Consider the following 24,735-nt stretch of genomic DNA (forward strand, 5'->3'; position numbering starts at 1 on the left):
GCTGCTCCTGTCTTAAGACAGGAGCAGCTTATCGTCGGCCTCGTCGCTGCCGGAGGCCTGACCAAATTTCGCCAGCAGCTGCTCCACGGTCAGCTTCTTCTTCTCCTCGCCGGAGATATCGATGACAATTCTGCCGTCGTACATCATAACGAGCCGGTTCCCATGGGCAATCGCGTCCCGCATGTTGTGCGTGATCATCAGCGTGGTCAGCTGATCCCGCTGGACGATCTTCTCGGTGGTGTCCAGCACCTTTGCCGCCGTTTTGGGGTCCAGCGCGGCAGTGTGCTCGTCCAGCAGCAGCAGCCTGGGCTTTTTCAGGGTGGCCATCAGCAATGTGAGCGCCTGGCGCTGACCGCCGGACAGGAGCCCTACCTTGCTGGTCAGCCGGTCCTCCAGGCCGAGATCCAAGATCTTCAGCAGCTCCCTGTACTGCTCCCGCTCCGCCTTGGTAATCCCCGCGCGGAGCGTCCGGGTCTGTCCCCGACGGGCGGCCAGCGCCAGGTTTTCTTCGATCTGCATGGAGGCGGCCGTACCCATCATGGGATCCTGGAACACCCGGCCGATATATTGGGCCCGCCGATACTCGGGCAGCCGTGTCACGTCGTTGCCATCGATGAGGATGGAGCCGCCGTCTACGCCGTACACCCCCGCCACCAAATTGAGCAGGGTGGATTTGCCCGCGCCGTTGCCGCCGATGACCGTAACGAAGTCCCCGTCGGCCAGGGTGAGGGATACGCCGTTGATGGCCCGCTTCTCGTTGACGGTCCCGGCGTTGAAGGTCTTGTAGATCTCACGCACCTCAAGCATTATGCACGCCCTCCTTCCGTACGGATTTGTGGAAATACTTGCCCTTCCAGTAGGGGATGGACAGGAACACCGCCACCACCGCAGCGGAGAGCAGCTTCAGGTAATTGGGGTTCAGGCCCATGGCCAGCACCGCCTGGATGACAATATAGTAGATGATGGCGCCGATGGAGACCGCCGCCAGCTTCAGCGCGAAATTGCGGAAAAGCTTGCCGAAGACCACCTCGCCGATGATGACGGCGGCCAGACCGATGACGATGGCGCCGCGCCCCATATTGATCTCGGCAGCGCTGTTGTACTGCACCAGCAGCGCGCCGGACAGCGCAACCAGACCGTTGGAGAGCATCAGGCCAAGCACCTTGCAGAAGTTGGTGTTGATCCCCTGGGCGCGGGCCATGTTCTGGTTGGAGCCGGTGGAGCGCAGGGCGGCTCCAACCTCCCGGCCGAAGAACCAATAGAGCAGGACGATGATGGCCACGGTGAATAGACCCACCACGAAAATCGGGTGCCGCCAGAAGGGACGGGCGCCCTTGGCCACGTCCTGAACGAAGCGCAGCGAGACCAGAAGCTTGTCCAGCATCTCAGGCGTAGTAACATTGATGGCCACGGTAGCCTTCATCCCCATGATGGCCATATTTACCGACCAAAGGCCCAGCTGGGTCAGGATGCCCGCCAGGATGGCGGGGATGCCGCAGAAGGTATGCAGCAGGCCGGTAGCCAATCCCGCCAGCATACCCGCCAGCACGGCCGCCAGCAGCGCCAGCCACAGAGGGACGCCTCCCGTAAACAGCACCACAAAAGCAGCTCCGCCGGTACAGAAGGAGCCGTCCACCGTCAGGTCCGCGATATCCAAAATCTTATAGGTGATATAAACTCCGATCGCCATGATACCCCAAATCAGGCCTTGGGATACGGCCCCCGGCAGCGCGTTGATAAAACCCAGCATATGTGTTCCTCCCAAAAATGTCGATAGACTTCAATAGTATAGCAAAAAACAGCGGAAAAGGGAACCCCCTTTTCCGCTGTTTTGATGGCTTTTCTGGAATTATCCGGCGCTGATCGCCTGGTAGCCGTCGGGAGGTGTAATTCCCAGATCGGCGCAGGTGGTCTCGTTGTACTTCTTGGTAAAGTTGGGCGCATACTCAATGGGCATTTCGGACACGTCGGCCTCGCCCGTGAGGATCTTGACGGCCATCTTTCCGGTTGCGACGCCCAGGTCATAGTAGCTGATGGACAGGGTCGCCACACCGCAGCCGGCGCAGATGCCCTCCTCGCCCGCGAAGACCGGTACCTTACCGTGGCAGATATTGTCCACGATGCCGGTGTTGTTGGCCACGGTGTTATCGGTGGGGACATAAAGCACGTCGCTGTTATCGGCGGCGTTCTGGGTGACGGAAGCCATGTCGTTGGTGTCGGAGAAGGGATACTGGGTGCAGGTGTAGCCAAAGCTCTCCAGAGCCTTCTGGACCTCGTCCACCTGATACTGGCTGTTGGGCTCGGCGGAGCAGTAAAGCAGGCCTACGGTCTGGGCGTCCGGATACCACTCCTGGATCATAGCGGCCTGCTGATCCAGGGGAGCCAGATCGGAGGTGCCGGAGACGTTGGTGCCCACGGTGCCGGTAAAGCCGTCGATGCCCAGGGCCACGCCGTACTCCGTGACCGAGGTACCCAGCACGGGGATGTCTCCGGTAGCGGATGCCGCCGCCTGAAGCGCAGGGGTGGCGTTTGCCATAATCAGATCCACGTCGGCGGAGACAAAGCCGTTGACGATGGTGGCGCAGGTGGGGCTGTCACCGGCGGCGTTCTGCAGGTCAAACTTCACCTGACCGGGCAGCGCCTCGTTGATGGCGTCCATAAAGCCCTCGGTAGCGGCGTCCAGCGCCACATGAGGAGCCAGTTGGCAGATGCCTACGGTATAGGCGGTCTCTCCAGCGGGAGACGCGGTCTCGGGGGCCGGCGTCCCCGGTGCGGAGGTCTCCGGCGCGGGTGTGGACGCGGTTCCGCTGCCGCCGCAGGCGGCCAGACTCAGGGCCAGGACACCGCTCAGAGCGAGAGCGGTCAACTTAGACAAGTTTTTCATTTCATTTTCCTCCATTTTGTGCACAGTGTATGCTTTAGCGCTTTTTGCTGCTAAAGCAACAAGCTGCAAAAAAAGTGCCTCACGGCTTGTATTGCGTTTATTATAATGACCTGTTCCCAAAATGTCAACGGTAAAATCCCGTAAACTTTATAGAATCTTCATGTTTCCCCTCGTCCCTTCGCGGGGTTTCCTCATGGACTTTTCCTGCTATCTATGATAAAATGGCATGAAATTATAGGTTCCATACTGGAATGATCTGCTGATGGGGAGGCATATTTCCTTGCGCACTGACATATTGGGCGTCGGGTTTGACGACCTGACGCTGGACGAGGCGGCCCGCGCCGGGGCCGCGCTGGTGGAGCGCGGCGGCTTTCATTACGCTGTGACCCCGAACCCGGAATTCCTGCTGGAGGCCCGAACGAACGCGGCGTTCCGCCAGACGCTGCTGGATGCCGATCTGGTGCTGGCCGACGGCATCGGCGTGATCTATTCGGCCAAGATCCTGGGCCGCCCGCTGAAGGGCAAGGTGACCGGGATCGATTTTGCCCAGCGCCTGCTGCGCTGGATGGCTGCGCAGGGCAAGCGCCTGTTCCTTCTGGGCGCAAAGCCCGGCGTGGCCGAGCTGGCCGCCGCCCATTTGAAGGACGCCTACCCGGGACTGATCGTTTGCGGCACCCGCGACGGCTACTTTACCCAGGACGCTCCCGTGGTGGAGGACATCCGTGCCTGCGCCGCCGACGTATGCTTCGTCTGCCTCGGCGCGCCTAAGCAGGAGCTTTGGATGGCAAAAAACGGCCCTGAGACCGGGTGCAGCCTGATGGTCGGCCTGGGCGGCGCCCTGGACGTGTTCGCCGGAGTGGTGGAACGGGCCCCCGAGGCCTATCAAAAACTGGGCCTGGAGTGGCTCCACCGCCTGATCAAAGAGCCGCGGCGCTTCGGCCGCATGGCAAAGCTGCCCCTGGTGCTTCTTTACGCGCTGGGCGCGCGGAGGAAAGGAGGCGGCGGCCGGTGAGCGGAACGCTGATTGTCCTGGAGGGCACCGACGGCTCCGGAAAGTCCACCCAGTTTTCCCTGCTGTGCAGGACCCTGGAGCAGGCGCAGCGCCCCTTCCAGCGGCTGATTTTTCCCCAATACCAGCAGCCCTCCTCCGCGCTGATCCGCATGTATCTGGGAGGCGAATTCGGCCGCCGCCCCTCGGATGTGAATCCCTACGCGGCCTCCGCCTTTTATGCGGTGGACCGCTATGCTTCCTGGAAAAAGGTGTGGGGCGAGTATTATACCGGCGGCGGGCTGGTGCTCTCCGACCGGTATACCACCTCCAACGCAGTCCATCAGGCCTGCAAGCTGCCCGAACCGGAGTGGGAGGGCTTTTTCCAGTGGCTTTACGACTTCGAGCATGCCAAGCTGGGACTTCCCCGGCCTGATCTGGTGGTCTATCTGGACATGCCGACCGAGCGCTCCATCGCGCTGCTACGGGCCCGGGAGCAGGCCACCCACACCCAGGGCGACATCCACGAGGTGGACGCCGGTTATCTCGCACTGTGCCGCAAAACCGCCCTGCGGGCGGCGGAGTGTCTGGGCTGGCGGACGGTCGCCTGTGTGGATGCCGCCGGCGCTCTGCGTCCGGCGGAGGAGATCCACCGGGATATTTTAGCGCTGATCCAGCCGATTCTTCCGTGAGGTGAGAGCTATGGTAACGATTTTATTGGGCGACGGCTTTGAGGAGGCCGAGGCGCTGGTGCCCGCCGATCTGCTGCGCCGGGCCGGCGTGGACGTAACGCTGGTCGGTCTGGACGGCCTTCGGGTCACCGGCGGTCACGGCATCACGGTCTGCGCCGACCGTTCCCTGGAGGAGCTGGACCCCGACGGGGTGGAGATGCTGGTGCTTCCCGGCGGTATGGGCGGCGTGGAGTCCATCCAGATGAATCTGTTCGCTCTTGCCCTGATCCAGCGCTGCCGGGATCACGGCTGTTGGCTGGCGGCCATCTGTGCCGCGCCCACCATTCTGGCCCATCTGGGCATTCTGGACCGCCGCCGGGCGGTGTGCTACCCCGGCATGGAGGAGGAGATGGGCTCCGCCGTGGTACAGAAGGGCGCCCGGGTCGTGGCGGACGGACGCATCATCACCGGCGAGGCCGCCGGTTCCGCCTTTGATTTTGGCCTGGCGCTGGTGGAGGCGCTCAGGGGAGCCGAGGCCGCCCGCCGGGTACGCCATGAAGTCCATTACCGCTGACAAAGCCGCCCTGCGGCGTCAGGTCCGCGCATATGGGAGGGCGCTCTCCCCGGAGGCGCGGCGCGCCAGCGACGACGCGCTTCTGTCCCGGTTTCTCTCCCTGCCCCAGGTGGCGGCGGCGGATACGCTGCTGCTCTACCACGGTATGGGCGCCGAGCCGGACACCGCCCGGCTGATCCCGCCGCTGCTGGAGCTGGGAAAGCGTCTCGCCCTGCCCCGGTGCCTGCCGGAGCGGCGCCTGGAGGCCCGCCTGATCCGGGCGGATACCGTTTTGATTCCCCACGCCTTTGGAATGCTGGAGCCGGGAGAGGACTGTCCGGCGGTCGATGCGGGAAGGATAACGCTGGCCCTCATCCCCGGTCTGGCGTTTGACCGCTCCGGGGGGCGCCTCGGCCAGGGCGGCGGTTATTATGACCGCTGGCTGCCCGGCTTCGGCGGGATACGGGTCGCTCTGTGCCGCGGGGCCCTGCTCTTTGACGCGCTGCCCCGCCAAGCGCACGACGCGCTTGTCCACCTGGTGGTAACCGAGGACGGCCTCTACGGCCCGTCCGCCCCGGACGCGGCGAAAGCGGGGCCTGCCGGCCCCGCCTCCGCACGGTCACTTAGGTAGTCTGCCTCAGCAGCAGCCGCAGCCGTCGTTGCACCCGCAGCCGCAGTTGTTGTTGCAGCCGCACCCGCAGCCGCCCCAGCTTCCGCCGCCGCAGCAGCAGCAGATGATGATGATGATCAGGATGATCCACAGACAGCCGCCGCCGCCCCAGCCATTGTTACCACAGCACATGCTTTGTTTCACCTCACTTGCTTCATCTGGCTCATACTATGTGGACCGGGTTGGTGTGGTTCCAGCGGACAGGATTCTTTTTTCCATTTGCGGGAATGGGCGTCTGATTTCCCCTGCCCCGTGCAGTTTCAGTTAGGAGTGTAAGCAAATGTCACAGGAAGAAAATCGCTACCAGCCCCGCCGCGCGGCGCCTGCTCATGCGCAAAGCCGCGGTGAGGAGCCCGGCCAGCGCCCCGTCAAGCGCCGCCGCAGACGCCGCCGCATGGGCGCGCTGGGCGCACTGATCTATGTCGCCTTTGTGCTGGGCATTTCCGCCCTGCTGGCCGGCCTGGGCTGGACCTGGGCCTGCGACCTGCTGGCTCTGAACAAGCAGGAGCATACCGCCGTGATCACCCTGCCGGAGGAGATCTTTGCCCAGGAGGAGCGGAAGGTGGAGCGGACCGCCGCCGACGGCACGAGCGAGACCGTCACCGAAACGATCTCGGTGGCCGACATGGACTACGTGGCCGATCTGCTTTCGGAGAATGGTCTGATCGAATACAAGTTCGTCTTCAAGACCTTTGCCTCCCTGACCCACGCCAAATACAAGCTCTCTTCCGGGACCTATGAGCTGAGCACCGATATGGACTACCGCGCGCTGATCACCAGCATGGGCAGCAGCTCGGGCAGCCGGATGGTGGCCACCGTCACCATCCCGGAGGGTATGACGCAGGCGCAGATCTTCGCGCTGCTGGAGGCCAAAGGGGTCTCCACTGCGGACAAGCTGGAAGAGACCGCCGCCAACTATGATTTCAAGTTCTCCTTCCTCAAGGGCGTGCTCCCCCTGGGAGACGCCAAGCGCCTGGAGGGGTATCTGTTCCCCGACACTTACGAGTTCTATATGGGCGAGGACCCGGTCAGCGTGCTCAACAAGATGATCCTGCGCTTTGACCAGATCTTTACCGAGGAGATGCGTCAGGCCATGACCGACCAGGGCATGAGCATCAACGACGCCGTCATCATCGCCTCGATGATCGAGAAGGAGACCGACGGCTCGGATCAGCGCAGGATCTCCTCCGTCATCTATAACCGCCTGACCAATACCAGCGCCACCAACGGCCTGCTGAACATCGACGCCACCATCCTATACGCCACCGGCGGCACCGTGGTGGACACCAGCGCCGACACCCCGTACAACACCTACCGGCACGCCGGATTGCCCCCCACGGCCATCGCCAACCCCGGTGCGGACGCTCTGCGCGCCGCGGTCAATCCCGAGTCCACCAGCTATTACTACTACGCTCTGGGCGATGACGGGGTCCACCACTTCTTCAAGACCCACCAGGAACAGCTCAGCTTCATTGCGACTCAGGAGCGGTACCGCAATGGATAAGCGCGTGGAACTCCTCTCCCCCGCGGGGGATATGGAGCGGCTGCGCATGTCCCTGGCCTACGGGGCCGACGCGGTCTATCTGGCCGGACTGGACTTCGGCATGCGCTCCTTTGCCGGAAACTTCACCCCGGACGAGCTGCGCCAGGCGGTGTCGCTCTGCCACCGGCGGGGCGTGGCCGTCCATGTGACGTGCAACACCATGCCCCGCAACGACGAGATCCGCCGTCTGCCGGAATGGATGGAATACCTCCAGGACCTGGGGGTGGACGCCGTCATCCTGGCCGACGTGGGGGTGCTCTCCCTGCTGAAGCGCTATGCCCCTGCCGTGAAGGCCCACATCTCCACCCAGGCCAGCGTGTCCAACTACGAGGCCGCCCGGGCTTGGCATGAGCTTGGCGCAGGCCGGGTGATCCTGGCCCGTGAGCTCTCCCTGGACGAGATCGCGCTTATCCGCGCCAAAGCCCCAAACGCATTGGAGCTGGAGGCTTTCATCCACGGGGCCATGTGCGTGAGCTACTCGGGGCGGTGCCTGCTCTCCAATTATATGACGGGCCGGGACGCCAACCGCGGCGCGTGCGCCCAGCCCTGCCGCTACCATTACGCCCTGGTGGAGGAGCAGCGCCCCGGCGAATATTTCCCCATCGGGGAGGACGAGGGCGGCGCGTATATTCTCAATTCCCGTGATATGTGCATGATCGACCACATTCCGGAACTGCTCGGGGCTGGTCTGAACTCCCTGAAGATCGAGGGGCGGGCCAAAAGCGCCTACTACGCGGGCATTGTGACCGGGGCCTATCGCCACGCCGTCGACGCCGCCGCAGCCGGCAAGCCCCTGGAGCGCGTCTGGCGGGACGAAGTGGAAAAGGTCAGCCACCGGCCCTATTCCACCGGCTTCTATTTCGGCGCGCCGGGGCAGCACACGGAAAGCGCCCGGTATGTCCGGGACTGGCAGGTGATGGCCGTGGTGACCTCCTGCACCCCCGACGGGACCGCCCTTTGCTCCCTGCGCAATAAGTTTTCCGCCGGAGACGAGCTGGAGCTGGTCGGCCCGGGTGTGGCTCCGGTGGCCTTTCGGGCGCAGGAACTTACCGACGGCGACGGTCTTCCCATCGACCAGGCCCGCAAGCCGCAGATGGCCCTGCACCTCAAGCTGCCCGTCCAGGCCCCTCCGCTGTCCGTACTGCGGAGAAAGGCGGTGGGCTTATGACCCCCTCTCCCCGGTCCCGCCGCTGGGATTACGACCTGCTGCGCGTCGGCTCCATGGTGGGGGTGGTCTACCTCCACTGCGCGGCAGCGGCGCTGCGCTCCGCTTCCGGGGCGGTGTGGCACTTCGCCAATCTGGCCTCTTCCCTGGCTACCGCGGCGGTCCCGCTGTTCTTTATGCTCTCGGGCGCCCTGCTCCTGTCCCAGGAGGGGACGGCGGATCTGTCCGCCCTGTTTGGCCGCCGCCTGCCGAAGGTACTGCTGCCCCTGGCGGCCTGGTCGGCTCTCGTGGTTCTGCTCACGCTGCTGCGGGCCGGTCCGGCGGCTGCTCTGGAGCAGCTCTCCGCGCTGCCCAATACCCCCGCCATGGTCCCATACTGGTTTTTATATGCCCTGATCCCGGTCTATCTGCTCTCGCCCTTTTTGAAAAAAATGGCCGACGGCCTGACCGATGCCCACTGGAACTATCTGGTGCTGCTTTGGCTGGTTCTGACCATCGGTGTGAATACGGTGCGGGATTTTCTGCCCCTGGAGAGCGCCTGGCGCACCGTTTTTACCGTCCACTGGACCCTGAATGTAAACCTGATCGGCGGCTATCTGGGCTACTTTCTGCTGGGAGCCCGGCTGGCCCGGCTCAGGCGCCTGCCCTCCCGGCGGGTCCTGTGGCTGGTTTCGCTGGCGTGCGTCCTCATCATCGCCGGGGGCACCTGGTGGCTGCGCCGGAGCACCGGCGCCTATGACGAAAGCTTCAAGAGCTATCTGCACGTGTTTACCGCGCTGCTCTCCGGAGCCGTTTTCCTGCTGGCGCGCTCTTACGGGGAAGCACGGCGCTCCGGACGGCTCCTGACCTTCTGTTCCGGTCTGTCCTTCGGAATCTATCTGGCCCACCCCTTGGCCATCTCCTTCTGGGAGAGGCTGTGGCCGGGGTGGATGGGCAGCACGTTCGCCGGTATGGGCGCTCACCTGCTCTTCTTTGCCGCCGTACTGCTGAGCTGTTTCGCGGGCGTATTGCTTGCCGCCTCGCTGCCCGGCGTATGCTTTCTGCTCACCGGCCAGAGCTTCCGGACTGCCTGCCGGGAATGCAATCTGCCGTCCCTGATAAAAACGCGCGGACCGAATTGAACCGGTCCGCGCGTCTGTATTTTGTGGACCTGGAAGGGCCTGTTCAGATGCGGCCGCCTTCCGCCTTTTGACAGGCATCGCCCCATGCCTGCATGGCATCCAAAACGGGCCTGAGGCTGTAGCCCGGCTCTGTCAGCGTATATTCCACCCGGGGCGGCGCCTGGGCATACACGGCGCGCGTCAGAAGTCCGCTGGCCTCTATCTGCCTCAGCTGAGCGGTCAGCACCTTCTGAGTCACGTGGCCGGCGGAGTTTTCAGCTCCCCAAACCGCCGCGTCCCATCCAGCAGGTCCCGCAGTAGGAGCCCCTTCCACTTGCCGCTGACGAGGGTCAGCCACCAAGCGGCGGCGGATGACCGCGTGCGGCGGGACATCCCGAAAAGCGCTTTGCTCCCGGGAAAGGAATGTGCTATAATAATGCCTGCGGAAAAAGGATCTCATCACGAGAGGGGTTTGAACGTGCAGGAGACCGACCGGCTGCTGGAGCAGCTTTTGAAGAAGCTGGCCCCCTTGTCCCAGGCGGACGGGCCGGTACTGGCGGCCATCGATGGCCGCTGCGGCAGCGGCAAAAGCCGGCTGGCCGGGCAGGCGGCGGCGGTACTGGGCTGTTCCCTGTTCCACATGGATGACTTTTTTCTCCCCCCCGCCCTGCGCACGCCGGAGCGTCTGGCACAGCCCGGCGGCAACATCCACTATGAGCGGGTGGCGGCGGAGCTCCTCGTTCCCTGGTCGGCAGGAAAACCGGTCTGCTTTCGCCCCTTCGACTGCCATAGCGGCGGTTTCGGTCCGCCGGTACAGGCGGCGCATACCGGACTGGCTCTCGTGGAAGGCAGCTATGCCCTCCACCCGGAGCTGTACCGATACTACCACACGCGCATCTTTTTGACCTGTTCTCCCGCTGTCCAGCGCCAGCGGCTGCTGGAGCGCGAGGGGACAGCGGGGCTTGCGCGCTTCCAGGCGCGTTGGATCCCGCTGGAAGAGGCCTACTTCCAGACCTTCCGCCTGCCGGAGCGCTGCGACCTGGTGCTGGACACCGGCCGCAGCTGACAACAGCCCCCGCCGGGAAACCCGGTGGGGGCTGTTGCCATCGTCGCCTGCTGCAAATCAAGCGCTTCGCTGGAAGCGCCCCGCGCCGCTTACTGCGGATTGAGGGTGTAGTCGGGCGCGCCCCAATGGATGATTCCATCCATTGGGGACCCCTCCCAGTTCATCTGCCGGGCGAAGTGAATCCGCCCGGCAGCAAGCTTTTCTTCAAAACCTTGCACGCGCTCCGCGCGGCCCCGCTTCCGCGGGGCTGGAAGCGCCCCGCGCCGCTTACTGCGGATTGAGGGTGTAGTTGGGCGCTTCCTTGGTGATATAGATGTCATGGGGATGGCTCTCCCGAAGGCCGGCGGAGGTGATCTGCATAAACTGCGCCTTGCTCTGGAGCTCCTCCACACTGTGGCAGCCGGTGTAGCCCATACCCGCCCGCAGGCCGCCCATGAGCTGGTAAATGGTCTCCCCGGTCAGGCCCTTGTAAGGCACACGGCCCTCGACGCCTTCTGGGACCAGTTTCTTGTTGTTCTCCTGGAAATAGCGGTCCTTGGAACCCTTGGCCATAGCGCCCAGGCTGCCCATGCCGCGGTAGACCTTGAACTGGCGGCCCTGATACACCTCGGTTTCGCCGGGGGATTCCTCACAGCCCGCCAGCAGTGAGCCCAGCATGACCACGTTGGCGCCCGCGGCCAGAGCCTTGGCGATGTCGCCGGAATACTTGACGCCGCCGTCGGCGATGATGGGCACTCCGTACTCCGCCGCCACACGGGCCGCATCGTACACAGCGGTGATTTGAGGCACGCCGATACCGGCCACAACACGGGTGGTACAGATGGAGCCGGGGCCGATGCCGATCTTCACGCAGTCCGCGCCCGCCTCAATGAGGGCGCGGGTACCCTCTGCGGTGGCCACGTTGCCCGCGATCAGCTGCACGTCGGGATAGAGCGCCTTGATGCGGCGCACACACTCCAGGATATTATGGGAATGGCCGTGGGCGGAGTCCAGCGCCAGCACGTCGGCCCCCGCTTCCACCAGAGCGGCCACCCGGTCCAGCACGTCGGAGGTAACGCCGATGGCGGCGCCCACCAACAGGCGTCCTTTGTCGTCGCGTGCGGAATTGGGGTAGACCTGGGCCTTTTCAATGTCCTTGATGGTGATCAGGCCCTTGAGATGGAACTCATCGTCCACAATGGGGAGCTTTTCCACCTTGTGGCGCCGGAGGATCTCCTTGGCCTCCTCCAGCGTGGTGCCCTCCTTTGCGGTGACCAGGTTGTCCTTAGTCATCACGTTATCGATCAGCTTGCTCATATCGGTCTCGAACTTCATATCCCGGTTGGTGATGATGCCGATGAGCTTTCCGTTGTCGCAGATGGGTACGCCGGAGATCTTATACTTGGCGCACAGCTCATCCGCCTCGGCCAGCGTATGGCCGGGGGCCAGCCAGAAGGGGTTTGTGATGACGCCGTTCTCACTGCGCTTGACCATATCCACCTGCTCGGCCTGTGCCCCGATGGACATGTTCTTGTGGATGACGCCGATACCCCCTTCCCGGGCGATGGCGATGGCCATGCGGTACTCGGTAACGGTATCCATGGCGGCGCTCATCAGAGGGATGTTTAGGCGGATCTTTTTGGTAAGCTGGGTGTGCAGGTCAATGTCCGCGGGAAGTACATCGCTCTCCGCCGGGATCAGCAGCACGTCGTCAAAGGTGAGACCCTGCTTGGTAAACTTCTGGCGCTCGTCGGTGTTGACCATAGTGCATCTCCTTGTCTCTCTAACCATAAATTTTTCCTATTTTATGCCCTCGCCTCTGGATTGTCAAGGGGCTTTTCCGGCTAAATCGGATAATGTGAGCATGGCGTCAAACCGGGTCTTCCCCGCGCCGTCCGCGCCATGGACGTACTGTGCGCCGCCGTCGCTGCCGGTCGTAAGGTCCACGGTCTCCCCCACCCGGCACTCGGCCTGATAGCCCACCTGAAGGGACGAGACAAAACGCTCCGCACCCATACGCTCCAGATGGAGCGCGTCGCAGACAATGTCGGCATAGCGCACGTTATTCACGTGGCCGTTCACGTCCAGGTCGCTGTAGCGGAAGCTGCGCGTGCCGGCGCATGTCATATCCGGCGGCATGCGGACCTTGTTCAGCAGTCTGGTCTTGCACAGCGCGCCCCCGTCCGTGCCCTGGAATTCCTCAATGCCAGCCATGCGCACCAGCTTATGGGTCTGTGCGTTGGCCAGCACCCAGAGGGAGACCGCCTCTCCCACCGGCGCGTCGTTGACAAACAAATCGAAGTCGCGGTAAGAGGAGGCCCCCCTGCCGCCCCGGTGCCAGGTGCGGATGCGCAGACGATCCCCCCACTTCAACGGCTCGTCCAGCCGGTACCATACCCGGGCCAGCATCCAGAACGCGTTATATTTATCCAGCATCTCATCCCGGGAGGCATGAAGGGCGCACGCGGCCGCCGTGGCTGCCTCCTGCAAAAATCCCAGTACGCCGGAGGGCCGGCAGTTGTACCAGGGATCGGTCTCCCGCGAGTCCACCCGGTATTCCCGCTCATAGACCGTCATGCCCCGCCCCCTCTCTGCCATGGATGAGCAGCGTATATTTGCAGCAGATATCCTCGATATCGCTGGCGGTCGCGGCCGGAATCCGCATCGCCCCGCCGCAGTCGGCGCACTTCAGGTCCACCGAGCTGTAATTGACCTGAAGGTTCCAGCGTTGGGAACCGCAGGTGCAGGAGATGCCGTCCCGCTGGGCAATGTCCCGGATCTCTGAGAGCACCTCGTGCATCACAAGCTCATCCAGAAAAGCGCCCTTGGCGCCGGCTTCGGCTTCCAGCTTGTCCACCGCTTCCTCCAGCCGCCCCACGGCGGCGAAGACGGCGTCCTCCTCGCCCACATAGCAGCAGTCCAGGCCCGACCGTGCACAGGAGAAGGCCAGCAGATGCTCGTGCAGAAAGGCGCGCTGGGAGCAGGAGACGCTGTGGTCCGTGCCGCAGAACAGGCAGGGCACCTGCAGATGGGCCCGATCCCCGGCCAGCTCCACCGTCAGGGCCGATTTTCCGCAGGGACAGGGCAGCTCGCTGCCCGCCGCGGCCAGCTGGAACGCGGTGCGCTCGATCACCACGCTCTGACGGCATTCCGGACAAATATAGGCCAGGGTGCGCTTGGCTTGTTCCACCATGGGCTCTCCTCCAACTTTAAATTTGCCGCAGCCTTGCGTCCTCTCCCTGCATCCGGGCAAGCCGCCCGCCGTGGGCAGCGGACGCGCGGAGCAAACCCAAACGCCTTGACGTCCAAAGCATCCCCTGGGATTGGGATCGATCCCGGCGTCCGGTCTCAAAAAGCCGGCTGCGCATATGCGTTGCTTCTTGTCCACTGAGGGTATTATAGCTCAAAACCCGGTATTTGACCAGCATGTCCGCCCACAAAATACATCCTCATATTTTTCGGGCTTTTCGTTCAAAATAGCATCATCTATTTCTGCGGGAGGACGGATCGATTATGACCACAAAAAAACTGGGCGCTCAGACGATCGCCTTTGCCGCGCCCCCCTCCATCGCCGGGCACGCCAACGTCGTGGGCAAAAAGGAGGGGGACGGTCCCCTGGCCGGCAGCTTCGATCTCATCAATCAGGACGACAGCTTTGGCGAAAAAAGCTGGGAGAAGGCAGAGAGCGCCATGCAGAAGCTGGCTCTGTCCGCCGCGCTGGACAAGGCCAAGCAAAGCGTCAGCGTATTAGACTATATCTTTGCCGGGGACCTGCTGAATCAATGCATCGGCTCCGGCTTCGCCATGCGGGGACAGGACGCGCCCTTTCTGGGACTGTACGGGGCCTGCTCTACCATGGCGGAGGGCCTGTGTATGGCGTCGGCTATGCTGGACGGCGGCTTCGGGGAGTGGGCGGCGGCGCTGACCTCCTCCCACTTCTGCTCCGCCGAGCGGCAGTACCGCACCCCGCTGGAGTACGGCGGACAGCGCACCCCCACCGCCCAGTGGACGGTGACCGGCTCCGGCTGCATCATCCTGGCCCGGGACGGGAACGGCCCCTATGTGACCCACGCCACCATCGGCAAAATCGTGGACAAGGGCATCAAGGACGCCAACAACATGGGGGCCGCCATGGCGCCCGCGGCCTATGAGACCATCAAGGCCCACTTCCAGGACACGGGACGCAGGCCCTCTCAGTACGACCTGATCGTCACCGGAGACCTGGGCAAGCTGGGCAGCGAGATCCTGTTCGACCTGTTCCACAAGGACGGCATGGACCTGAACAACCTGACCGACTGCGGCACCCTGATCTACGATCTGGAGGGTCAGGACGTGCATTGCGGCGGCTCCGGCTGCGGTTGCTCCGCCGTGGTGCTCACCGGGCATCTGCTCAACGGCATGCGCGCCGGGCGCTGGAAAAACATTCTCTTCTGCGGCACGGGCGCTCTGCTCTCCCCCACCTCTACCCAGCAGGGCGAGAGCATCCCCTGCATCTGCCACGCCGCGGCCATCTCCTGCACAAAATAACACCACAGCCGCGGGGCGGCCGGGAGACGGCCTCCCGCGCTCCCCGCCGGAATGAGAAAGGAATCCGTCATGGAACTCTTTTGGGAATACGTCCGCGCGTTCCTCTGCGGCGGGCTGCTCTGCCTCATCGGTCAAATTCTGATCGACAAGACACCCCTTACCCCCGCCAAGATTCTGGTGACCTATGTGGTCTCCGGCGTCGTTCTGGGGGCGCTTGGCATCTATAAGTATATCGTGGCCTTCGGCGGCGCTGGAGCCACCGTGCCGTTGACCGGCTTTGGCTACCTGCTGGCCAAGGGCGTGGCCAAGGCGGTGGATGAAATGGGCATTCTGGGAGCCCTCACCGGCGGCGTTACCGCCGCCGCAGGCGGCATCACCGCCGCGATCTTCTTCGGCTATCTGGTCGCGCTCATCTTTAAGCCCAAATCCAAGTCGTAAAAAGGAGGCTGCCGGACAAGCGGCGAAGCCGTTTGTTCGGGAAAGCTACGGCCTGTACGTGCGCGCACGTACAGGCCGGGATGTATGTTTCACGACGTACACGCCGCTGCGAAACAGGGATCGGACTTGATTCCCCCCGCTCCGGCGGAGGGGCGCTGCAAGGCTCTTTCGGCAAGCTGAGCGGCTGCTCCCTATCCCCGATAACGGCGGTAGCCGCTGCCCCCGCGGCAGCGCCTGCGGCGGCCCCGGGTCGCGATGCGGTAAACAAGAAAAACCACCAGACCGATTACGATCAAGGCGAGCAGCAGAACAAGCAGCGTGATCCGGTTTGGGTTCTTCAGCAAATGGACGGGGTTCCAGGAGGGCACGGACACCTTGCGCCCTTCCGGAGCGGCATAGCGGCGGTCCATCGTGCCCATGGACTGGAGGTAGGAGGCCAGGGCGTACCATTCCTTGACCTCCGAGCCGCCGGAAGTATGGATGATGTGCGCCTCCAGGTCGGTGATCTCGTTCCCCTGGGCGTCCTTGGGCGTAACGGCGAGGATGCCGAACGATTTTGCATTCACCGTCCCCAGCATCTGTCCGGAATAGAGTCCGGTGACCACCCGGTAGAGCCGCTCGTCCTCCAGCGCGGCCTCAGAGCCGTCGGGCAGCACCTGGGCGCACGCGGTGACCTTGTTGAAGATCAGCCGGCGCGGATTATAGGTCCAGCGCATGCCCGCCGGATAGAGCTGGGCGGCAGGCATGAGCGGGGTAACGGAAGCGTCCACCTCGAAGACGTCTTTCAGCTCCCGTCCGGTCAGCCATACGGACACCAGCGGGTAGCCCGGCGTACCGTCCGCTCCGGAGCCCAGCGACGAGACGTTGAACGCGTCCGAGGTGGTGATCTCTCCCGCAGCAAAGGAAGCCCGGACAACGCCTGCGGCCACCACCGCAAAGTCCACGGTCCTGTAGTCCTCCCCCTCCGCCTGTTCCACCGCGTAGACATAGGAATCCGCGATCAGGCTGCCCAGGGGGTCCTCCTGCTGCTGCTGCGCGAACCGGCGGATGGGCGTGAACGCGAAGGCGCTCTCACAGAGCACCTGATCAAAGCTCAGTCCGAAATCCGCCAGATACCCCTCGTCCACCTTCTGCTGAAACCGGCGGGCCATCGCGGTCATGGCGGCGTCTTCTGTCACGGTCTCATCAATGGGGACCAGCCGGAAGTCCAGGGTATCCAGTCCTTCTCCGGTCTTCTCCACCGTCAGCACGCCCAGGTTCCGGGTGTACTCGCCGCAGGAGACGATCAGGGTATCGTTCACCCGGATGGGCTCCTGCGTGGCGGAGTGGGTATGTCCGGAGATAATCACGTCGATGCCGTCCACGGCTTTTGCCAGCTCGTAGTCCTCCCCTTTACCGTCCGTGGTCCCCGCATGGGACAGGCACACGATATAGTCCGCCGCTTCCTGTGCCTGAATGGTCTCCACCACCCGCTGCGCGGCCTGCGCAAGCGGGGTGAATTCCATGCCGGACATGGGGGCGCATGCATCGGCGTCCACGCCCAGCAATCCAAAGACCGCGACGCGCACCCCGTCCCGTTCCAGCACTACATAGTCTCCGATGCCATAGTTCTCCCAGGCGGCGCGGGTCGCGCCGTCCCCCGCAGGCGGCTTGTAGTTGGCCTGGACGACGGCGGGCAGGCGGTCCCCGCTGTCCACCGCGGCGCCGAGCATCTCCGCCAGGCCGCGGGCGCGGTAGTCGAACTCGTGGTTGCCCAGGGTGGTCACGTCATATCCCATCTGTCCCAACGCCCGCAGTTCCGGGGCGTCGGAGGCGTAGATGGTCTGGAACAGGGAGCCCATGGAGAAATCTCCCGCGTCCAGGGTGACTACCGGGGTTTCCGCCGCGGCGCGCTCCTGCCGGAGCAGCGTGGCCAGGCGGGTATAGCCGCCGTATTCCCCGCCCTCTTCATCCGGGACGGGAAGAAAACGGTCGTGGGTGTCATGGGTGAACAGAATGGTCAGGGCGCCGGCGCCCTGATCCTCCGCCGCCGATGCCGGCGCCAGGACAGCGGCACAAAGCAGCAGGATCAGACACAAAGCGCCCCCGCGGCGCAGAAGCTGTTTCACAGCGGTCCCTCCTATCGTTCCGGGTCACAGGTCTTTTTATAACGTGTGATATCATGGCAGTTGATCAGGCAGGCCTCCCGCCCGCTCCAGCGGATCAGCGATGCGTCTGCCAGACTCCACATATCCAGGACGGGATTATAAAACTCCACCGTGCGGTTCACATCCCTCCGGATATCCCGGGCCGGACAGTTCCCGCAGGGCGCGTCCCGATGGAGGAAGGCCTGATAGCAGCGCAGCCCCTCCGCTGCCTGCGCCGCTACGGCGCGGGTCTTGGCATTGATAAAGAGCATCTCATAGGTATCCGGGTCGATGACGTAGATCCAGGAATTCTGGTTGTCCAAGGCAATGCGCAGGTCCCGTGCCCGCTCCTCCGCCTGCTGCTGGGAGCGCAGCTTCAGCAGGAATACCGAGAGAAAGCCGGCGATATGGGTGAGCGCATCGATCTGCTCCTGGGTCCAAAGGCGGCTTCCGACGCATTCGTCAAAGCCCACGTAGCCCCGAAACACGCCGTTGTCCCGAATGGCGCACTGGAGCAGGGATTTGACATCCTGCGCTTCCAGGATATCATACTGGCATTTGGGAAGACGGGTCACATCCGGGCAGTAAAACACACCGTGCTCGTCAAAGTTCTCCTCATAGCGCCCGCCCAGATCCCGCTGATACTCGATATGCTGCAGACGGTCGATCTGGGGCTCGACGCCCTCGCTGCACCACTCGAAGGTATTCCGGCAGGCCCGGTTGTCCGGGGTGTTTTCAAAGATATATGTCCGGCTGACGTTGAACCGGCGGCCCACCAGCGCCAGGATATCTTGGACCGTGTTCTCCACATCCCCCGACTCATACAGGCGGCGGAAGGCGTATTGGACCAGCCCATCTTCTGCCGTACCGGGACGCCCGCCGGAATCGATGCGCTCGCCGACGGCCATGAGGGGGGCTCCAGGCTGCTGGAAGCCGGCGTCCTTCTGCGCGCGGTAAAGCTCATAACAGTTCTTTCCACGGCGTTTGGCCCGGTACAAAGCTTGGTCGGCCCGCTGAAACAGCTCCTGGAAGGCGGCGCCGTGCTCCGGTGAAAGGGCCGCCCCCACCGAGCAGGACAGGGACCAGCTGACCAGCTCTTTCTGGAACATCCCCTGAAACGCCTCGATCAAGCGCCCGCAGCGCTCCTCGACCTGCTCCTTGTCCGGGACCCGTTTCAAAAACACCAGAAACTCGTCCCCGCCGATGCGGGAGACGATGTCGTCCGCACGGAAAAGCCCGCGGATCTCCTCCGAGAGCCGGGCGAGGACCGCGTCGCCGAACATATGGCCGTAGCTGTCGTTGACCTGCTTGAAATTATCTACATCGATGATGAGCAGCGCGGCGCGTTCTCCCTCTGCCTCGGATAAATATGCCTCAATCCGGCGGCGTGCGGAATTTTTATTGAGCAGCCTGGTCAGCCCATCCCGCTCCGCCTTGTCCCGCAGGGCCTGATTGGCCCGCTTCTCCCCGTCGATATCCATGACCACGCCCACCACCTTGATGGGGCGCCCGTCCTCCCTCTGCTGGGCGGTGGCACGGATGCGGCACCACAGATAGCGTCCGTCCGCCTTGGCGATGCGCAGCTCCATCTCCTGATAATGAGCGCCGTCCATCAGGGTGCGCAGTGCATCCAGAAACACCGGGGCATCCTCCGGATGGATATGGGACGCCTTGGGGATCGCCTCTCCCACGCCGCCTGTCATGGGCGCGTAACCGAAGCGTTCCTTCCAGTTGGGGGAGTAGCTCACCGTTCCGCCCGCCACATCCCACTCGAAGATGATATCGTTGGTCTGGGCCAGAATGATCTGATGCCGCTCCAGGGAAAGCCGCAGCTCCTCCTGCGCTTTCTTGGTCCGGCTGATGTCCACCAGCACGCAGTAAAGATACTCTACACCATCCGCTTCGGTGACCATACGGCTTTTCTCCAGGACCCAGATGACCTGCCCGTCCTTCCGGACCAGGCGGTATTCCAGTTCCACGCCGCTTCCCAGCGTCAGCTGTTCTCTGGTCCGGCGGCGCACCTCCGCCCGGTCCTCCGGGAGGATCAGCCCGGTCAGGCGGTTCTGGAAGCGCTGTTCCAGCTCCGCCGGCGTATAGCCCACCAGGGCGGAAAAGTTTTCGCTGACCCCCATGAGCGTAAACCACCGGTCATTTCGGCAGCACTGGACGCCGCTCCACAGGCTGCGCAGGGCTGTCTCCCGCTCGCGGGTGTCCTCCGCTTCCGCTGTTTCCGCCTCCCGCCAGACCGCCAGTCCCTTGCGGGAGTGCAGATCATCCACGTCGATACGCAGCAGGGTGGCCTCGTACCAGCGGTAATCGCCGATCATGGCGCTGTAGACCCGATAGCGGTGCCTGTACTTCATCAGCCCCTTGGCAAAAAACTCCTCGCCGCTGTTTTTCAGAAATTCCAGCACCCGGGCGCGGTCGTCCGGATGGACCGCCCTTTGGACCAGATTGCGCATGGACTCCGCAAAGCTCGCCCCGGAGCGCAGCAGCGCAAAATCCGGATTGGGATCGTAGACCATGTGGTAGACCCCCTGATCCAGATCCACCTCTACTACGGTGGCGTTCACATAGCGCAGCAGCGTCAGGTATTTGACCTGGGCGGTCTGCAGCATATCCAGCCCCCCGGCGTGCGGGACGGAGACGTCGTGCGGCGTGAGGGGTCCTCCGCCTGCGGCGGGAGGATCGTCGGTATAGGTGCAGGCCAGCGCCGCAAACGCATCCCGCAGATGCTTGAAGCACTCCAGCAGCTTAGGGGAGAAGCTGCCGCACGCTCCGTTCAAAATCATATTCATGGCCTGCTCATGGGAGCAGGCGTCTTGATAGCCCCGGTCGGTGGTCAGTGCCTCGTAAGCGTCCGCCAGGCCTACCGCCTGCGCCCAGAGTGGGATACGCTCCCCCCGGAGTCCGTCGGGATATCCCTCGCCCTCCCACCGCTCATGGTGATAGCGGCAGATGTCCCAGGCATAACGCAGGTATTCCCGGTCGCCCATGCCGTCCAGCTGCTCCAGCATGCGGCAGCCGATGGCGGAATGGGTCTTCATCACCTCGAATTCCTCCGGCGTCAGCTGGCCCGGCTTGTTGAGGATAGCGTCCGGTATGGCGATCTTGCCGATGTCGTGCAGCGCGGCGGCGGCGGAGATAACGGCGATCTTCCGCCCGTCCAGTTGGTACTCCGGACAGCTGCGCGCCAATTCCTCCAGCAGCAGCTTGGTGAAGCGGCGGATCCGCAGGATATGCCGGCCTGATTTTGCGCCGCGGTATTCGATGATGGAGGACAGCGTGTCTACCATGACCTCGTTGGACTGCCGGAGCGCGTTTGCCTGCTCTTCCGCCAGCTCCTCCAGGCACCGCTTGTAGCGGCTGAGTTCCACCAGATTGCGCACCCGCCGCCGGACGGCGCAGGGTTCAAACGGTTTGACGATAAAATCCGAGGCGCCCAGTTCGAACGCCCGCGCCGCGCGCGCGGCGGAATCCTGAGCTGTGATGACCACCACCGGCGTTTCAGGCAGAACTCGTTTGGCCCTCATCTCGGCGAGCACCGGGAAACCATCCTTGGCCGACATGAGCAGATCCAGCAGCACCGCCGCGATCCGGGTGTGATTCTCCTCCAGCAGCAGCAGCGCCTGATCGCCGTTTTCCGCTTCCAGCAGATTGTACTCCTCTTGAAACAGTTCCCGCAGAACGGCGCGGTCGGCCTGCTGGTCGTCCACCAGGAGCAGGGTATCTCTCGGCTCCATCAGACGCCGCCTTTCAGCGCGCCGCACAGCGCCCGATAGACCCCGGCCAGCTCGTTGTAGCTGGCCCGCGCTCCTGCCGTGTCTCCGGAGCGCAGCTGCTCCACCATTCTGCAGCAGCACTGACACAGACGCCCCATTCCCAGATTTCCGGAGATGCCCTTGAGCGTGTGAACGGCGATCAGCGCCGTATCCCAATCCGCCCCGTCCAGCGCACGACCCAGTATTCCAAAATTGTCGTCCTCCGGAAACCGCATCAAAAATTTCTCGAGGAGCTCCGTATTGCCCGCCATGCGCCGCAGCGCGTCCGGAAGGTCGATGCCCGCATTCTGCAAAGCGTCCCATCGGTTCTGCTCCATACTCACTCCTCCTTGTCTCCTCTGAAATAGGCATCCAACAGGGCATACAGCGCTTCCGCGTCGATGGGCTTGGCCACATGCTCGTTCATGCCTGCGGCCTTGGCGGCTGCTACGTCTTCCGCAAAGGCGTTGGCTGTCATGGCAAAAATGGGGATACGCGCCGCGTCCGGCCTGGGACAGGCACGTATGGCCCGGGCCGCTCCGTGTCCGTCCAGTACCGGCATCTGCACATCCAGCAGGATCATATCATAGGTGCCGGGCGGCGACTGCGCGAACGCCCGTACTGCGGCGCGCCCCTCGGAGACCTGGTCTACCGCAGCGCCGGCAGACTCCAGCAGCGCTGCGGCGATCTCCAGATTCAGCTGGTTGTCTTCCGCCAAAAGGATGCGGCGGCCTGTAAAATCATAGCGGCCGCAGCGCCGGGCCGGTGCTGGGGGCGTTTTGCCATGCCCCGCCGCCTCCCGCAGCGCACGATGGAGATTGGACGGAAACATGGGCTTGGACAGGAAGGCGTTTACACCGGCCGCACGGGCCTGCGGCTCGACGCCGCTCCAATCGTAGGCGGACAGGATGATGATCAGCAGGTCCGGTCCCACCCGCTCACGGATGCGGCGGGCCGTTTCAATCCCGTCCATGCCCGGCATCTGCCAGTCCAGAATACACACGTCATAGTCCGTCCCGTCCGCACAGGCCCACAGAATTTCCTCCACCGCCTCGGCGCCGGAGAGGACCCAGCGTACCGACATGCCCATTCGCTCCAGCAGCAGGGCCGCATGCTCGCAGGTACCCCTGTCGTCATCCGCCACCAGGACCCGCAGATCCTTCCGTTCCCCGGATTCCACCGTGCAGCAGACGCTCTGGTCGGGTTCAAAGGGCAGCTCCACCTGAAAAACGCTGCCCTTGCCCGGGGCGCTCTTCACCCGGATGTTCCCTCCCATCAGGGTGACCAGGTTCCGAACGATCGCCAGCCCAAGGCCGGTGCCCCCCTGCCGCAGGACTCCGGCATGGGGGTCCTGTTCAAAGGGAAGGTACATCCGCTTTTGGAACCCCTCGTCCATGCCGATACCGGTATCGCTGACCGTGAAACACAGCTGACGGTAGACGCCCTGCTGCCCGGTCTGCCCCACCTCCAGCCGGACCCGGCCGCCGGTGGGGGTGAACTTCACCGCATTGGACAGCAGGTTATGCAGGATCTGATTCAATCGGACCTGGTCTCCAATCAGATGCTCCTCGCTCAGATCGTTGGTCAGCGCGAACTGTACGCCGCGGCTGGCGCACTGGCTTTCGTAGACTGCGCCCAGCTCCGTGAGCAGGCGGGCCAGGTTGAAGGGCTCCCGGGTAATGGAAATCTTCCCGCTCTCGATGGCGGACATATCCAGCACATCGTTGATAATGCTCAGAAGGTATTTGGAGGAATAGGCAATTTTGGTCAGGCACTCCTCCGTCTTGGCGCGGTCATCCGGGTCGGCGGCGGCGATGGCCGTCATACCGATGATCGCATTCATGGGCGTACGTATCTCATGGGACATACGGGAAAGAAAATTACGCTTGGCCGCGTTGGCCTGCCGGGCGTTCTCAAGGGCGTCACGCAGCGTCTGCCGGGTCCGGCGCTCCTCGGTCTGATCCTCCAGCTTGGCGATATACCGCTCCACCCCGCCGTCCTGCAGGACCGGGTAGACCTGCAGCAGCATCCACTGCTCCCGCTTCGTCTTCGGGTTCATGATCCGGCATTCCCGCTCCACAGGCTTCCGCAGGACCGTCCCCCGGAAGATCGCTTCCACCATGCGGAAGCTCTCCTGATCGGCGAACATCGCCCGCCGCTTGTCCGGGTCCCGCAGCAGCTCCTCCTCCGTCAGGCCCAATACCCGCTCGGTGTTGCCGCTGAGGAATTCACTCTCCCGCCGCGTTGCGTGATAGATGTATACCACATCGTCGATCGTCTCCGTAAGCAGGCTGAACAGCAGCTCCCGTCCTTTCAGCTCCCGGCTTTTCTTTTGGATCGAACGATAGTACAAAACAGATACCGTTAGGATGAAAAGCGTCATGACCGCCGCCAGGATCACGACCTTTCGGGTGGTATGGTCGGACTCCCGATCCACCTCCCGCACGGCTGCGGTGCTCCACACCATGACGACGTTGGAGTCCTCCATGAACTGGTCATACAGGGGCGCCAGCTCCTCCTCCAGCAGCCGTTTGGCCTTCTGCGCCTCGTATTCCTCATGCTCCAGCAGTTCCTGCTGAAGGACGACGATCTGCTCCGCCGCGTCTTTCAGCACGTCCACATCCTCCGCGGGGCCCAGGTAATGCCCCGCGATGTAATCCAGGCTCTCTACCAGCTCCGGCATGGCCTCCTCCACCAGAGTACGCACTGCCGCGTAATCCTTCGCTCCCCGGCGAATGGTCAGCCGGTTCATCCCCTGACGCATCAGCGATACTGCATTGGTGGCCCGATTGATGTGCTGGGCGTTGAGATAGGGGTACTCATACAATGCGCTCAGGTCCTGGTTCATGCTGAGGATCGTGGAGGTCGAAAGTACGGCAAACAAAAACGCCAGCCCGCAGACCAGTACCGGCCACACAATATTGATCCGCTCTCCGCCGTTTTCCCATTTCCTGTTTCTCATGGCGCTTTCCCTCATTAATTGAAACGCTGCAGCGATGTGACGGGCCCGCAAGCTGTATGAATCATTATAATTATACTTCATCCCCCTATTTCCGTCAAATAAAAGCATACTGCGCCGCGCGCCGGTACATTTTTGTAGGTTAGTCAAACATATTGGACGGCGAACTCTGCGGGAGAAAGCCAGTGAAGGGGCCTCATGGGGAAGTTGATGGAGCGGCGGTTGTGGACAGCAAGTTGTTTGGCGAAGTCATCCAGCGAGTAAAAGTTGTGGCAGGAGTAAAACCGTTTCTGGTCCTCCCGGTG

The 24,735-nt window shown here is 63.2% G+C and carries 21 protein-coding genes and 1 pseudogene; 10 read left to right on the top strand and 12 right to left on the bottom strand.

Annotated elements, in window-relative coordinates:
- Window positions 1-12: 12 nt before the first annotated feature.
- From MR825_RS07280 to MR825_RS07290, 3 genes are all read right to left on the bottom strand, one after another.
- Window positions 13-807 (bottom strand): ABC transporter ATP-binding protein, encoded by a 795-nt coding sequence (locus MR825_RS07280; protein WP_186908654.1) that lies wholly within the window; start codon window positions 805-807, stop codon window positions 13-15.
- The gene (locus tag MR825_RS07285; RefSeq protein ID WP_186908653.1) at window positions 800-1,750 is read right to left on the bottom strand and encodes an ABC transporter permease; all 951 of its coding nucleotides are present in this window, start codon (window positions 1,748-1,750) and stop codon (window positions 800-802) included. The genes MR825_RS07280 and MR825_RS07285 overlap by 8 nt, the downstream gene beginning before the upstream one ends.
- A 99-nt stretch (window positions 1,751-1,849) precedes the next feature.
- Entirely contained in the window at window positions 1,850-2,884 is a 1,035-nt protein-coding gene (locus MR825_RS07290; RefSeq protein ID WP_186908652.1) for an ABC transporter substrate-binding protein, read from the bottom strand.
- A gap of 280 nt (window positions 2,885-3,164) precedes the next feature.
- Here MR825_RS07290 and MR825_RS07295 point away from each other — a divergent pair, with 280 nt between their 5' ends.
- From MR825_RS07295 to MR825_RS07310, 4 genes are read left to right on the top strand one after another with little or no spacing between them, the layout of a single operon-like run.
- On the top strand, window positions 3,165-3,896 hold the full coding sequence (locus tag MR825_RS07295) for a WecB/TagA/CpsF family glycosyltransferase (RefSeq protein ID WP_186908651.1): 732 nt from the start codon (window positions 3,165-3,167) through the stop codon (window positions 3,894-3,896).
- Window positions 3,893-4,564, top strand: a complete 672-nt coding sequence (locus MR825_RS07300) for a dTMP kinase (RefSeq protein WP_186908650.1) — start codon at window positions 3,893-3,895, stop codon at window positions 4,562-4,564. The genes MR825_RS07295 and MR825_RS07300 overlap by 4 nt, the downstream gene beginning before the upstream one ends.
- Window positions 4,565-4,574: 10 nt before the next feature.
- Window positions 4,575-5,117: a DJ-1 family glyoxalase III gene (locus MR825_RS07305; protein ID WP_186908649.1), complete on the top strand. Its 543-nt coding sequence runs from the start codon at window positions 4,575-4,577 to the stop codon at window positions 5,115-5,117.
- Window positions 5,098-5,727, top strand: coding sequence for a 5-formyltetrahydrofolate cyclo-ligase (locus MR825_RS07310; protein ID WP_186908648.1), 630 nt, complete (start codon window positions 5,098-5,100; stop codon window positions 5,725-5,727). Before MR825_RS07305 ends, MR825_RS07310 begins: the two co-directional genes overlap by 20 nt.
- Window positions 5,728-5,733: 6 nt before the next feature.
- Here the strand turns inward: MR825_RS07310 and MR825_RS07315 are convergent, their stop codons facing one another.
- Window positions 5,734-5,898 carry a hypothetical protein gene (locus tag MR825_RS07315; protein WP_186908647.1) on the bottom strand — a complete coding sequence of 55 codons (165 nt, stop codon included), beginning with the start codon at window positions 5,896-5,898 and terminating at the stop codon, window positions 5,734-5,736.
- Between the two features lie 148 nt (window positions 5,899-6,046).
- Between MR825_RS07315 and mltG the strand changes: the two genes are divergently transcribed.
- Genes mltG through MR825_RS07330 form a run of 3 tightly spaced genes read left to right on the top strand, consistent with a single transcriptional unit; the run spans window position 6,047 to window position 9,595 of the window.
- The gene (mltG, locus tag MR825_RS07320) at window positions 6,047-7,270 is read left to right on the top strand and encodes an endolytic transglycosylase MltG (RefSeq protein WP_287879863.1); all 1,224 of its coding nucleotides are present in this window, start codon (window positions 6,047-6,049) and stop codon (window positions 7,268-7,270) included.
- Window positions 7,263-8,477, top strand: coding sequence for a peptidase U32 family protein (locus MR825_RS07325; protein WP_186908645.1), 1,215 nt, complete (start codon window positions 7,263-7,265; stop codon window positions 8,475-8,477). Before mltG ends, MR825_RS07325 begins: the two co-directional genes overlap by 8 nt.
- Window positions 8,474-9,595 carry an acyltransferase gene (locus MR825_RS07330; protein WP_256175745.1) on the top strand — a complete coding sequence of 374 codons (1,122 nt, stop codon included), beginning with the start codon at window positions 8,474-8,476 and terminating at the stop codon, window positions 9,593-9,595. The genes MR825_RS07325 and MR825_RS07330 overlap by 4 nt, the downstream gene beginning before the upstream one ends.
- Before the next feature lie 43 nt (window positions 9,596-9,638).
- Here the strand turns inward: MR825_RS07330 and MR825_RS07335 are convergent.
- Window positions 9,639-9,967: pseudogene (locus tag MR825_RS07335) on the bottom strand (winged helix-turn-helix transcriptional regulator).
- An 85-nt stretch (window positions 9,968-10,052) separates the two neighbouring features.
- On the opposite strand from MR825_RS07335, the gene MR825_RS07340 reads away from it, so the two are divergent.
- Window positions 10,053-10,640: a uridine kinase family protein gene (locus tag MR825_RS07340; protein WP_256175776.1), complete on the top strand. Its 588-nt coding sequence runs from the start codon at window positions 10,053-10,055 to the stop codon at window positions 10,638-10,640.
- 267 nt (window positions 10,641-10,907) lie between these two features.
- Here MR825_RS07340 and guaB read toward each other — a convergent pair whose 3' ends face one another.
- The 3 genes from guaB to MR825_RS07355 all read right to left on the bottom strand — a co-directional run bounded on the left by guaB (window position 10,908) and on the right by MR825_RS07355 (window position 13,812).
- Window positions 10,908-12,383, bottom strand: a complete 1,476-nt coding sequence (guaB, locus tag MR825_RS07345; RefSeq protein WP_186908643.1) for an IMP dehydrogenase — start codon at window positions 12,381-12,383, stop codon at window positions 10,908-10,910.
- 63 nt (window positions 12,384-12,446) lie between these two features.
- Window positions 12,447-13,196, bottom strand: a complete 750-nt coding sequence (locus MR825_RS07350) for an acyl-[acyl-carrier-protein] thioesterase (RefSeq protein ID WP_287879868.1) — start codon at window positions 13,194-13,196, stop codon at window positions 12,447-12,449.
- Complete coding sequence (locus tag MR825_RS07355; RefSeq protein ID WP_287879871.1) at window positions 13,183-13,812, bottom strand: hypothetical protein; 630 nt, start codon at window positions 13,810-13,812, stop codon at window positions 13,183-13,185. Before MR825_RS07355 ends, MR825_RS07350 begins: the two co-directional genes overlap by 14 nt.
- Window positions 13,813-14,132: 320 nt before the next feature.
- On the opposite strand from MR825_RS07355, the gene spoVAD reads away from it, so the two are divergent.
- Entirely contained in the window at window positions 14,133-15,146 is a 1,014-nt protein-coding gene (spoVAD, locus tag MR825_RS07360) for a stage V sporulation protein AD (RefSeq protein WP_287879873.1), read from the top strand.
- Window positions 15,147-15,215: 69 nt separating this feature from the next.
- Window positions 15,216-15,584: a stage V sporulation protein AE gene (gene spoVAE / locus MR825_RS07365; RefSeq protein ID WP_186908665.1), complete on the top strand. Its 369-nt coding sequence runs from the start codon at window positions 15,216-15,218 to the stop codon at window positions 15,582-15,584.
- 191 nt (window positions 15,585-15,775) lie between these two features.
- On the opposite strand, the gene MR825_RS07370 is transcribed toward spoVAE, so the two are convergent.
- The 4 genes from MR825_RS07370 to MR825_RS07385 are packed head-to-tail and all read right to left on the bottom strand — an operon-like array spanning window position 15,776 to window position 24,433.
- Window positions 15,776-17,692 (bottom strand): bifunctional metallophosphatase/5'-nucleotidase, encoded by a 1,917-nt coding sequence (locus MR825_RS07370; protein ID WP_287879876.1) that lies wholly within the window; start codon window positions 17,690-17,692, stop codon window positions 15,776-15,778.
- Between the two features lie 11 nt (window positions 17,693-17,703).
- Entirely contained in the window at window positions 17,704-21,453 is a 3,750-nt protein-coding gene (locus tag MR825_RS07375) for a diguanylate cyclase domain-containing protein (RefSeq protein WP_287879879.1), read from the bottom strand.
- Complete coding sequence (locus MR825_RS07380) at window positions 21,453-21,809, bottom strand: Hpt domain-containing protein (protein WP_287879881.1); 357 nt, start codon at window positions 21,807-21,809, stop codon at window positions 21,453-21,455. Before MR825_RS07380 ends, MR825_RS07375 begins: the two co-directional genes overlap by 1 nt.
- A gap of 2 nt (window positions 21,810-21,811) precedes the next feature.
- Entirely contained in the window at window positions 21,812-24,433 is a 2,622-nt protein-coding gene (locus MR825_RS07385) for a response regulator (RefSeq protein ID WP_287879884.1), read from the bottom strand.
- Window positions 24,434-24,735 lie beyond the last annotated feature (302 nt).

Origin of the sequence: Lawsonibacter sp. (assembly GCF_022777125.1) — a bacterium.
Classification (GTDB): domain Bacteria; phylum Bacillota; class Clostridia; order Oscillospirales; family Oscillospiraceae; genus Lawsonibacter_A; species Lawsonibacter_A hominis.